Raw genomic sequence first — 10761 nt, 5'->3', positions numbered from 1 at the left:
CCTCCGCGGCGCTCCGGCCCTTCAGGATGAGGGGGCGGGTTGGCGAGACATCTCGGCGCAGCGTCCCCGCGCCTGCCGGGCGCTGCGCCCTCTGGATCACCGCAGCAGCGCGGACTTGTCGACCTGCAGCGCGGCGGCGATCTCGTCGAGCGCCTTGTGCTCGACCGCGCTGATCCCGTCGATATCGGCCACGTCGGCGCCGATCAGGAACACGTCCTGGCGCTGCTCGATCGGCCGTTCCGCGATGGCGCCGACGTGGCGCAGGTTCTCAATGCGCCCGGCCCGGGTCTTGGCTCGGGCGATCGCCTCATAGAGCTCCTGCTCGACGCGCAGCGTGTCGTACGACTTCTCGAGGATCGGGTTGGCGCGAATGCCGGTGATGGCCGACTCGATCTCCTCCTCGCCCACGTCCCCATCCGCCACGATGACGTTGGCGGCGGACGAAACCGCAGCCTGCAGGAAGACCGCGTCGCCCGCATACGACATGATCGTGCGGCCAAACCGAAGGATGGCGTCCTGGAAAATGCTCATGCCGACCTCCCGTCGGGCCTGAGATGGCGGATATTGTGGCCGCCGAGTCAAGATGCGGCCGAGCTTAAGCCCGGGATCGTGGAGGACGAGCGCTCAGGTGGCGGGCTCGTGGCCCGGCCAGTCCCGCCCGAGATGGGCCGCCACGCGGGCCGGATCGTCGCCGACCGCCGCCACGGCGGCCTCGACCTGCTCCACCGGAACCATGAACCGGCGCGCCCAGTAGGCCCGCTCCCAGGCATGGGCGATGTTGACGGCCCGGGGCTCGATCGGGGCCTGCACGCTCTCGTCGGTCATCGGTGCTCCGCGTCTCGCGAGGGCGGGGCGGCCCTCCGGCCTGAAGAACGCCGGCCGGGCCGCATCGGGTCCGCGTTCAGCAGCAGCGGAAGCCCGCGGTGTTGCCGACGCCGAAGCGGGCGTTCTCCCGGTTGCGGAAGAACTCCACCTCGGTCATCGGCGCCTGGTCCGGATGGGTGCGGCGGACATGCTCGGCATAGGCCGCGTAGTCCCCCTGCCCCACCATCAGCCGGGCGCCGTCGCAGACGCATTTGGACAGCGTCCGGAGGCGATCCCGCAGGTTCGACGGCTGCCGCATGGCCCTCCCCCTACTCCGCCGGGACCATGTGGGGCTCGGTCTCCAGGGCAGTCCAGCGATCCGCGCGCCACGCCTTCAGGCAGGCGGCGATGCCGAAGCCCGCGATGGCGACGACGAGGCCGATGAACAGGGCCGCCAGCACCGCGTCGATCCGGTCGTTGAGGATGATCTGGCTCATCTGGTCGGCGTTCTTGGCCGGGGCCAGGATCTTGCCCTCCGCGGCGGCGGCCGCGTAGCGCTGGGCGTGCGCCAGGAAGCCGATCTTCGGATCGGCGGAGAAGATCTTCTGCCAGCCGGCCGTGAGGGTGCAGATGCACAGCCACGCGGTCGGGATGATGGTCACGAACGCGTAGCGCTCGCGCTTCATCTTGAAGATCACCACCGTGCAGAGCGTCAGCGCCACCGCGGCCAGCATCTGGTTCGAGATGCCGAAGAGCGGCCACAGGGTGTTGATGCCGCCGAGCGGGTCGGTCACCCCCTGGTAGAGGAAGTAGCCCCAGGCCCCCACCGAGATGGCGGTGGCCGCGATGCTCGGCCCCCACGACGTGGTGTTCTTGAACGACGGCACCGCCAGCGCGACCAGATCCTGCACCATGAACCGGCAGGCGCGGGTGCCCGCGTCCACGGCCGTGAGGATGAACAGCGCCTCGAACAGGATCGCGAAATGGTACCAGAAGGCCATCATCGCCTTGCCGCCGATGGCCGACGAGATGATGTGGGCCATGCCCACCGCGAGCGTCGGGGCGCCGCCGGCGCGGGAGATGATCGTGTGCTCGCCGACATCGGCGGCGGTCTGGGTGATCACCTCCGGGGTGGTGGCGAAGCCGAGCTTGGTCACCGCGGCGGCGGCGGTCTCGGGCGTGGTGCCGAGCAGGGCGGCGGGCGAGTTCATGGTGAAGTAGACGCCGGGGTCGATCACGCAGGCCGAGACCAGCGCCATGATCGCCACGAAGGATTCCATCAGCATGCCGCCGTAGCCGATGAAGCGGGCATCGGCCTCGCTGGCGATCAGCTTCGGGGTGGTGCCCGACGAGATCAGGGCGTGGAAGCCCGAGACCGCGCCGCACGCGATGGTGATGAACAGGAACGGGAACAGGCTGCCCGCCCAGACCGGACCGGTGCCGTCGACGAACTTGGTGACCGCCGGCATCTGCATGTGCGGCGCCACGACGGCGATGCCGAGGGCGAGGCCCACGATGGTGCCGATCTTGAGGAAGGTCGACAGGTAGTCGCGCGGGGCGAGGAGCAGCCAGACCGGCAGGATCGAGGCGACGAAGCCGTAGCCGATCAGCATCCAGCAGAGCTGCGGGCCCGTGAAGGTGAAGGCCGGTCCCCAGACCGGGCTCGCCGCCACCGAGCCGCCGGCCACGATCGCCAGCATCAGCAGGACGAAGCCCAGGATCGAGACCTCGCCGATCTTGCCGGGCCGGATATAGCGGGAATAGACGCCCATCAGCATGGCGATCGGGATCGTCGACATCACCGTGAAGGTGCCCCAGGGGCTCTCGGCGAGCGCCTTGACCACGATGAGGGCCAGCACGGCCAGCAGGATCACCATGATCAGGAAGGTGCCGAACAGCGCGATGATGCCGGGAATCGTCCCGAGCTCGGCCCGGATCAGCTCGCCGAGCGACCGGCCGTCCCGGCGCATCGACACGAACAGGACCATGAAGTCCTGCACAGCGCCGGCGAGGACCACGCCGGCCAGGATCCAGAGCATGCCGGGCAGGTAGCCCATCTGGGCGGCGAGCACCGGGCCGACCAGCGGGCCCGCGCCCGCGATCGCCGCGAAGTGGTGGCCGAACAGGACGCCGCGGTTGGTGGGGACGTAATCGAGACCGTCATTGTGCCGCACGGCCGGCGTCATGCGCTTCGGGTCGAGGCGCATCACCTTGTCGGCGATGAACTGGGAATAGTAGCGGTAGGCGATCAGGTAGACGCAGACTGCCGCGACCACGACCCAGAGGGCGTTGATGGTCTCGCCCCGCTGGCTCGCCACGATCGCCAGCGCCGCGGCGCCGAGGGCGCCCACGAGGACCCATGGCCCATGCCTGCCGAGCGCCGTACCCATGTCCCACTCCCTGACCGACCGCCTCGCGCACGGGGCCACGCGCGGGGGCTCCGGCTGGGACTTCGTGGTCCCGGGCTACACGGGCGGGTTATCCTATTGGTCCGCCGTTGACGCAAGCGATCCGAGCTGTGATGCAGCGTCGGCGGCGGCACGACGCCCAATGTGTCACATCGGGTCTCCGGCACGGCCCCGACCCCCTTCACGGCCAGGCTGCCGAGCTCCGTCGCCGCCCGCCGTCGGAGAAGGAAGGGCGCCGGCGCGGTCCGGGCCTGCGAGGAGCGGACAACCATGGCGAAGGTCGCATTCCTGGGTCTCGGCGTGATGGGCGGGCCGATGGCTGGCCACCTCGCCAAGAAGGGTGGCCACGACGTCACCGTCTACAACCGCACCACGCCGAAGGCGGAAGCCTGGGTGAAGACCTATGGCGGTGCCTTCGCCCCCACGCCCCGGCAGGCCGCCGAGGGCGCCGAGATCGTCTTCGCCTGCGTGGGCAACGACGACGACCTGCGCAGCGTCGTGCTGGGCGACGACGGGGCGCTCGCCGGCATGACGCCGGGCGCGGTCTTCGTGGACCACACCACCGCCTCCGCCGAGGTGGCCCGGGAACTGGCCGCGGCCGCGGAGGCCAAGGGGCTCGGCTTCATCGACGCGCCGGTCTCCGGCGGCCAGGCCGGCGCCGAGAACGGGGTGCTGACCGTGATGTGCGGCGGCGACGCGGCGACCTACGCCAAGGTCGAGGGCGCGATCGGGTCCTTCGCCCGGGCCTGCCGGCTGATGGGCCCGGCGGGCGCCGGCCAGCTCACCAAGATGGTCAACCAGATCTGCATCGCCGGCCTCGTCCAGGGCCTCTCCGAGGGCGTCCACTTCGCCAAGCGCGCCGGCCTCGACGTGGAAGCGGTGCTCGACGTGATCTCCAAGGGCGCCGCCGGCTCCTGGCAGATGGAGAACCGCGGCAAGACCATGAACGCGGGCAAGTTCGACTTCGGCTTCGCGGTCGACTGGATGCGCAAGGATCTCGGCATCCTGCTGGACGAGGCCCGCCGCAACGGCGCCAAGCTGCCGGTCTCGGCGCTGGTGGACCAGTTCTACGCCGAGGTTCAGGCCATGGGCGGCAACCGCTGGGACACGTCGAGCCTCGTGGCCCGGCTGGAGCGCTGAGGGCGGCAGCTCCCCTCGCGGTCCGGAGGGGTCGGAAACGGCCCCGTGTACCCCCTCCCTCGCCCCGTCGCGGGAGAGGGGGTGTCGGGCGAGGACAGCATCCGCACAGAACAGGATTCTGCTCCGCGTGCAGGCCCTGCCTTCTCCGGAAGCCGGGCTCCCTCACCCGCACGGGGAGGGAGCCCGCGGGAAGCCTCACAGCGCCGCCGCGGCCTCCTCCGGATCCATCCAGCGCCAGTCCTCCCCCATCTGGTGGCGGAACCACGTGAACTGGCGCTTGGCGTAGGCCCGGGTATCCGCCTGTCCCCGGACGATCGCCTCCTCGAGTCCGATCGCCCCCTCGAGATACGCGATCAGGCCCGGCACGCCGTGGGCGCGCATCACCGGCAGCAGCGGGTCGAGGTTTCGCCTGTGCAGGCGGGCGACCTCGTCCAGCGCCCCTTCGGCGATCATGGTCCGGAAGCGGGCGTCGATGCGGGCGCGCAACACGGCGCGGTCGGGGGCCAGGAAGATTTTTTCGAGGGCCCACCCGGCGAGCGGCCCGGGTATCGGATCGCCGTAGAAGCTCGCGATCGGCCGGCCGGTGGCGAGAAAAATCTCCAGGGCCCGCATCACCCGCATCCGGTCGCTCGGGCGCAGGCGGGCGGCGCCCTCGGGATCGTGGCGGGCGAGGTCGGCGTGCAGCGCCTCGGTGGGACGGCCCTCGGCCTCCGCCCGCACCTGCGCGCGCACGGCCTCGGGCACCGGCGGCAGCTCCGAAAACCCCTGCTCCAGCGCCCGGAAGTACAGGCCCGTGCCGCCGACGAAGACCGGCCTTTGCCCGTCGAGCGTCGTCAGCAGCGCCGCCACATCCCGTGAAAAATGCCCCACGGAATAGTTCACGGCGCCGTCGACATGCCCGTAGAGCCGGTGGGGCACCCGTGCCTCCTCGTCCGGGTCGGGCCGGGCGGTGAGGCGCCGCAGGTCGCCGTAGACCTGCATGGAATCGGTGTTGATCACCACGCCGCCGTGACGCTCCGCCAGCCGGGCGGCCAGCGCCGACTTGCCCGACGCGGTGGGCCCTGCGATGAGGATCGCCGCCGGGCGCCCCCCGGCTTCCTCCCGGTCTGGCGGCAAGGTGAAACTCCACGATGCTGGTCGCGGTCCTGATAGCAAACCCGGATCGGCCGTCCATCACCGATGCGGTGCTGGCCGAGGCCCGCGCGGTGCTGCGGACGGAGCACCAGCCCCGGATCCTGCACGGCGCGGTGGCGGCCGAGCTGCTCGTTTCGGGCGAGCCCGCCGCCGCGGCGTCCCTCACCGACGCGCTGCGGACGGCCCTCGCCGGTGAACCCATCGACCTCGCCGTGCTCCCCGCCGACGCGCACCGGCGCAAGCGCCTGTTCCTGGCCGACATGGATTCCACCATGATCGAGCAGGAATGCATCGACGAGCTCGCCGGAACGCTCGGCCTCAAGGATCATGTCGCGACGATCACCGAGCGGGCGATGCGCGGGGAGATCGCCTTCGAGCCGGCGCTGCGCGAGCGCGTGGCGCTCCTGAAGGACATCCCGGTCGGTGCGGTCGACGGGCTGATCGCCGAGCACCTGACCCTGACCCCGGGCGGCCGCACCCTGGTGCGGACGATGCGGGCGCACGGCGCCCACACCTGTCTCGTCTCGGGCGGCTTCACCCTGTTCACCGGCCCGATCGCGGCGATGATCGGCTTCGATGAGCACCGGTCCAACCTGTTGGGCGTGGCGGACGGACGGCTCACCGGCTTCGTGGAGGATCCGATCGTCGGGAAGGCCGAGAAGCGCGCGGCGCTGATCGAACTCCGTGAGGCGCTGTCCCTCGGCCCTGCGGAGACGCTGGCGGTGGGCGACGGGGCCAACGATCTCGACATGCTGACCGAGGCCGGCCTCGGCGTGGCGTTCCGCGCGAAGCCCGCGGTCGCCGCCGCGGCGCGGGTCCGGGTCGAGCACGGCGACCTCACCGCGCTCCTGTACCTGCAGGGCTATGCGGCGGCGGAGTTCGTGGGGTGAGCCCTCACTGAAGGGTGCGGGTCGGGGCGCGGACCGCGCCCGGAACGGCCGGGGCCTGAACGCCGATCGCACCGACCCGCCGGCGCACCGGCTCGACCTTCGCGCAGGCGACGGCGCCCATCGCGGCCGCGATGTCAGAGCGTGTCGATACGCGGAGCTTCTCGATCTCCGGTTGGTTCGCGAACCGCTGCGCCTCGCGGCACCGGCGTGCCGCGCCGCGGCACCACGGGTGTCCTGAACGCAGGAAGGCCGCCGCTCCTCGCGAAGCGACGGCCTTCGATCTCGCGTGGGACAGCGCTCAGTCCAGCCCGACGGCCACGAAACGGACGTCGCCTGTGGCGCTCGCCACCAGCAGCAGCACCGACTTGCGCCCATCCTTCTTCAGGGCGTCGATCCGCTTGGTCACCTCCGCCGGGGTGCTCACCGCCTCCTGGCCGACCTCGACGATCACCTCGCCGGGCTGGATCCGCTTGTCGGCCGCCGTCGAGTTCGGGTCGACCCGGGTGACGACCACGCCCTTCACGGTGTCCTTGATGGAGAACTTCTTGCGCAGCTCGTCGGTCATGCCGGAGAGGTTGAGGCCCAGCGCCTGCCGGGTGGCGCTCTCGGGCTCCGGCTGGCGCAGGTTGGCGAGCTGCGGCTTGTCGCTGTCCTCCAGGCGGCCGAGGGTGACGGGCTTCGTCACCTCCTCGCCCTTGCGGACCACGACCACGTCGACCTTCTGACCCACGGGGGTCGAGGCCACGATCCGCGGCAGGTCGCCGGAGGCCTTCACCGGCGCACCGTTGAACTTCAGGATCACGTCGCCCACCTCGATCCCGGCGGTCTTGGCCGGACCCTTCTCGTCGACGCCGGCCACCAGGGCGCCCCGCGCCCCGCCCTTGAGGTTGAGCGCCTCGGCGGTGGTGTCGTCGACGTTCTGGATGCGGACGCCGAGCCAGCCGCGGCGGACCTCGCCGAAATCGCGGAGCTGATCGATCACGGGCTTGGCCGTACCCGACGGGACCGCGAAGCCGATGCCCACCGAGCCGCCGGTCGGCGACAGGATCGCCGTGTTGATGCCGATCACCTCGCCGTCCATGTTGAACAGCGGACCGCCGGAATTGCCCTTGTTGATGGCCGCGTCGGTCTGAATGTAGTTGTCGTAGGGTCCGGACTCGATGTTACGGCCCCGGGCCGAGACGATGCCGGCCGAGACCGAGCCGCCGAGCCCGAACGGATTGCCGATGGCGATGACCCAGTCGCCCGGGCGCATCTTATCCGAATCGCCGAACGGCACCGCCTTCAGCGGGTGATCGGCCGGGGGCTTCACCCGCAGGACCGCGAGATCGATCTTCGAATCCTTGCCGACGATCTCGGCCTTGAGCTTGGTGCCGTCGTGCAGGATGACCTGGATGTCGTTGGCGTCGCCGATGACGTGGTTGTTCGTCACCACGAGGCCGGCGGCGTCGATGATGAAGCCGGAGCCCAGGGAATTGGACTTGCGCTGCGCGCGCGGCGCCTCGCCGTCACCACCGCCGCCGCCGCGGCCTCCGCGCCGGTTGAAGAATTCCTCGAACAGGTCCTCGAACGGGGTGCCCGGGGGGACCTGCGGCATGGCGCGGCCGCCGCGGGCCTCCACGGTGGTGGAGGCGGAGATGTTGACCACCGCGTCGGTGACCTGCTCGGCGAGATCCGCGAGCGAGGCCGGCCCCTTGGCGAGGGCGGGAACCGGCAGGGCGGCCGCGGCTACGGAGGCGCCGATCAGGATCGAGGCCATCAGCGCGCGGGCGCGGGAACGGGGCTGCGCGGTGGCGCGGCCGAAGGGCGCCACGGGGGCGCTCGCGACGGGGTGCATGGTCGACCTCTTCAAGAACGCGTTTCCGGCGCCGCGGGCCTCGACCGACGATCGGGGGCCCGCGGGTTTTCCTGCAAGGTAGTCTCCGGACGCCGGGGCGCCAACTCGCATCCCGATCAGCGTGCCGTCCCGGCCGCGGACCCGGTGGTGGACCCGGTGGCGGCGCTCGGATCGGCCGGTCCGCGCGGCCCGCGGGCCGCCGGGGCCGGGGGCCGGCCCTGCGGGTCGCTGAAGTACCGGAAGAAGTCCGAAGTCGGGCTGATCACCAGACGGGTGTCGGATCCCTTCAGCCCGCTCTCGTAGGCCTGCATCGAGCGGTAGAAGCTGAAGAAGTCCGCATCCTTGCCGAACGCCTCGGCGAGGATGCGGTTCTTGTCCGCGTCACCCTGTCCGCGCAGCTGCTCGGAGGTCTGCGTCGCGTCGGCGAGGATCACCGTGACCTCGCGGTCGGCCTTGGCGCGGATCGTGGCGGCGATCTGGTCGCCGTTGGCGCGGATGTCGGCGGCCTCGCGCTCGCGCTCGGTCTTCATCCGGCGGTAGACGGCGGCCGAATTCTGCGCGGGCAGATCGACGCGGGTCATGCGCAGGTCGACGATCTCGATGCCCAGTGCCTTGGCCTGCCGGTTCACGTCCTCCTGGATCTGGTGCATTAGCTGGCCGCGGTCGGTCTTCACGATGGCGTCGCGGGTCGAGCGGGCGAGCACGTTGCGCAGGCCGGAATTGGTGAAGCTCGCGAGCCGCTGGTTGGCGAGCCCGATATTGCCCACCGCCTGGTAGAAGCGGAGCGGGTCGAGGATCCGGTAGCGGGCGAAGGCGTCCACCTCCAGGTTCTGCCGGTCGGCGGTGAGCACCGTCTGCACCGGCAGGTCGAGGTCGAGCACGCGCTTGTCGAACAGGACCACGTTCTCCATGAACGGGATCTTGAAGTACAGGCCGGGCTTCTCCTCGCCGGTGGCGTTGAGGACGGCGCGGACGCGGCCGAACTGCAGGACCAGGGCCTGCTGCATCTGGCCGACGGTGAAGATCGACGCGTAGAGGCCGATCGCGACGATCGCCGCGATCGCGATCAGGCCGGTGCGGAGAGCCTGCTTCATCGGGCGGCTCCCGTCTGGGTCTGGGCGCGGGCGCCGAACTCGGAGAGCGGCAGCACCGGCAGCACGCCGGCGGCGGTCGCCGCCCCGGGCTGCGTCCCGTTCTGGTCGATGATCACCTTGTTCACGGACCCCAGTACCTTTTCCATCGTCTCCAGGAAGATCCGCTCGCGGCTGATCGCCGGGGCGGCCTTGTAGGAGGCGTAGACCTCGCTGAAGCGGGCCGCCTGGCCGGTGGCGTCGGCGGTCGCCTTGGTCCGGTAGGCCTCGGCCTGCTGGACGATCTGGGACGCCTTGCCGCGGGCCTGCGGCACTTCGCGGCTCGCGTAGGTCTTGGCCTCGTTCTGCGCCGTGTCGGCGTCCTGCTGGGCCGCGTTCACGTCGATGAAGGCGGGGCGCACCTCCGGCGGCGGATTGACCGAGACGAGCTGCACCACCTCGATGCGCACGCCGGCGCCGTACTCGTCGAGCGCCTTCTGGACCATCTCCTTCACCTCCTGGGCGATGCTCGACTGCTCGTTGGTGAGGATCGCCTGGATGTTGCGGCGGCCGATCACCTCGCGCATCGCGCTCTCGGAGATCGCCTTGATGGTGCCCTCCGGGTTCTGGAGGTTGAACACGAAGTCGGAGGCCTTCAGCGGGTTGACCCGCCACTGCACCTCGAAATCGAGATCGACGATGTTCTCGTCGCCGGTGAGCATCAGGCTCTCGTCCGGCACGTCGCGGGTGCGGCCCTGGCCGTTCGGACCGGCGCGGAAACCGATCTGGATCGAGTTCTGGGAGCCGACATCCGGCTTCACCACCCCGCCGATCGGATAGGGGAAGTTGTAGCGCAGGCCCTCGCCCTTGGTGCCGACATAGCGGCCGAAGATCGTCTCGATGCCGACCTGACGGGGGTAGACGGTGTAGAAGCCGGTGGCGAGCCAGATCGCGACGGCGAGCACGGCGATCACCGCCGCGCTGCGGCCGCCGCCGACGCCCTGCGCGCCGCCGCCCCCGTAGCCGCCCGAGCCGCCACCGCCGCCCGGGATCAGACCGCGCAGGCGGTCCTGCCCGCGCCGGAGCAGGTCCTCAAGATTCGGCGGCGTCTTGCCGCCGCCGCCGCCACCACCCCAGGGACCGCCGCCGTTGCCGCCGGGCCGGCCCCACGGGCCCCCGCCGCCGCTCTGATTGCTCCAAGGCATCCTAGACGTCGTCTCCTGCCTGTCCGCGCCCGGCCCATACCCCGGCCGGCGCCCCCTGCCTGAACGGCCACGCTCGCCCGCCTAGTCCCGGCCATCCGGATCGATCGCGAGGCGACCGCATCCGGCCTCAAGCCTTAAGAGCCTGCACGCACGCATCTTCCCGCAGGATGCGCAGGCCCGGCGTGAGCACGCGCACCCGACAGGCACCTGCGGGCGCGCGCCCCGTGCTGTCAAGGCTGGCAGGTGGGCATGCGCGGCATGGAACGCAATTGC

Annotated in this window: 10 protein-coding genes; 2 read left to right on the top strand and 8 right to left on the bottom strand. The window is 70.9% G+C overall.

What is annotated here, in order from left to right; genetic code table 11:
• Positions 1 to 96: 96 nt before the first annotated feature.
• The 4 genes from P9K36_RS26090 to P9K36_RS26075 all read right to left on the bottom strand — a co-directional run bounded on the left by P9K36_RS26090 (position 97) and on the right by P9K36_RS26075 (position 3194).
• Positions 97 to 531 (bottom strand): tellurite resistance TerB family protein, encoded by a 435-nt coding sequence (locus P9K36_RS26090; protein WP_043354888.1) that lies wholly within the window; start codon positions 529 to 531, stop codon positions 97 to 99.
• 93 nt (positions 532 to 624) lie between these two features.
• Positions 625 to 825, bottom strand: a complete 201-nt coding sequence (locus tag P9K36_RS26085) for a DUF3606 domain-containing protein (RefSeq protein WP_043354886.1) — start codon at positions 823 to 825, stop codon at positions 625 to 627.
• A 76-nt stretch (positions 826 to 901) separates the two neighbouring features.
• A complete protein-coding gene (locus tag P9K36_RS26080) occupies positions 902 to 1123 on the bottom strand; it encodes a YbdD/YjiX family protein (protein ID WP_043354884.1) in 222 nt (73 codons plus the stop codon).
• Positions 1124 to 1133: 10 nt separating this feature from the next.
• Complete coding sequence (locus P9K36_RS26075) at positions 1134 to 3194, bottom strand: carbon starvation CstA family protein (protein WP_043759762.1); 2061 nt, start codon at positions 3192 to 3194, stop codon at positions 1134 to 1136.
• A 288-nt stretch (positions 3195 to 3482) separates the two neighbouring features.
• Between P9K36_RS26075 and P9K36_RS26070 the strand changes: the two genes are divergently transcribed.
• Complete coding sequence (locus P9K36_RS26070) at positions 3483 to 4352, top strand: NAD(P)-dependent oxidoreductase (RefSeq protein WP_043354879.1); 870 nt, start codon at positions 3483 to 3485, stop codon at positions 4350 to 4352.
• Between the two features lie 195 nt (positions 4353 to 4547).
• On the opposite strand, the gene miaA is transcribed toward P9K36_RS26070, so the two are convergent.
• Positions 4548 to 5468 carry a tRNA (adenosine(37)-N6)-dimethylallyltransferase MiaA gene (miaA, locus tag P9K36_RS26065; RefSeq protein ID WP_043354877.1) on the bottom strand — a complete coding sequence of 307 codons (921 nt, stop codon included), beginning with the start codon at positions 5466 to 5468 and terminating at the stop codon, positions 4548 to 4550.
• Between the two features lie 14 nt (positions 5469 to 5482).
• Here miaA and serB point away from each other — a divergent pair, with 14 nt between their 5' ends.
• The gene (serB, locus tag P9K36_RS26060) at positions 5483 to 6376 is read left to right on the top strand and encodes a phosphoserine phosphatase SerB (protein WP_043759760.1); all 894 of its coding nucleotides are present in this window, start codon (positions 5483 to 5485) and stop codon (positions 6374 to 6376) included.
• 298 nt (positions 6377 to 6674) lie between these two features.
• Here the strand turns inward: serB and P9K36_RS26055 are convergent, their stop codons facing one another.
• The 3 genes from P9K36_RS26055 to hflK form a co-directional block, all read right to left on the bottom strand.
• Positions 6675 to 8213, bottom strand: coding sequence for a DegQ family serine endoprotease (locus P9K36_RS26055; protein ID WP_043379315.1), 1539 nt, complete (start codon positions 8211 to 8213; stop codon positions 6675 to 6677).
• A gap of 116 nt (positions 8214 to 8329) precedes the next feature.
• Positions 8330 to 9307, bottom strand: a complete 978-nt coding sequence (locus P9K36_RS26050) for a protease modulator HflC (RefSeq protein WP_043379318.1) — start codon at positions 9305 to 9307, stop codon at positions 8330 to 8332.
• Positions 9304 to 10488: an FtsH protease activity modulator HflK gene (gene hflK, locus P9K36_RS26045; protein WP_043348254.1), complete on the bottom strand. Its 1185-nt coding sequence runs from the start codon at positions 10486 to 10488 to the stop codon at positions 9304 to 9306. Before hflK ends, P9K36_RS26050 begins: the two co-directional genes overlap by 4 nt.
• Positions 10489 to 10761: the final 273 nt, after the last annotated feature.

It is taken from the genome of Methylobacterium sp. 391_Methyba4 (assembly GCF_029691625.1).
In the GTDB taxonomy this organism is placed as follows: domain Bacteria; phylum Pseudomonadota; class Alphaproteobacteria; order Rhizobiales; family Beijerinckiaceae; genus Methylobacterium; species Methylobacterium fujisawaense.
The sequence above is the reverse complement of the archived record's forward strand: the minus strand, read 5'-3'. Positions and strand labels throughout refer to the sequence as shown.

Excerpts from the sequence above, each read along its gene's own strand:
- P9K36_RS26090 (WP_043354888.1), bottom strand. The coding sequence starts at position 531 with ATGAGCATTTTCCAGGACGCCATCCTTCGGTTTGGCCGCACGATCATG.
- hflK (WP_043348254.1), bottom strand. The coding sequence starts at position 10,488 with ATGCCTTGGAGCAATCAGAGCGGCGGCGGGGGCCCGTGGGGCCGGCCC.
- P9K36_RS26085 (WP_043354886.1), bottom strand. The coding sequence starts at position 825 with ATGACCGACGAGAGCGTGCAGGCCCCGATCGAGCCCCGGGCCGTCAAC.
- P9K36_RS26055 (WP_043379315.1), bottom strand. The coding sequence starts at position 8,213 with ATGCACCCCGTCGCGAGCGCCCCCGTGGCGCCCTTCGGCCGCGCCACC.
- P9K36_RS26050 (WP_043379318.1), bottom strand. The coding sequence starts at position 9,307 with ATGAAGCAGGCTCTCCGCACCGGCCTGATCGCGATCGCGGCGATCGTC.
- serB (WP_043759760.1), top strand. The coding sequence starts at position 5,483 with ATGCTGGTCGCGGTCCTGATAGCAAACCCGGATCGGCCGTCCATCACC.
- P9K36_RS26080 (WP_043354884.1), bottom strand. The coding sequence starts at position 1,123 with ATGCGGCAGCCGTCGAACCTGCGGGATCGCCTCCGGACGCTGTCCAAA.
- P9K36_RS26070 (WP_043354879.1), top strand. The coding sequence starts at position 3,483 with ATGGCGAAGGTCGCATTCCTGGGTCTCGGCGTGATGGGCGGGCCGATG.
- P9K36_RS26075 (WP_043759762.1), bottom strand. The coding sequence starts at position 3,194 with ATGGGTACGGCGCTCGGCAGGCATGGGCCATGGGTCCTCGTGGGCGCC.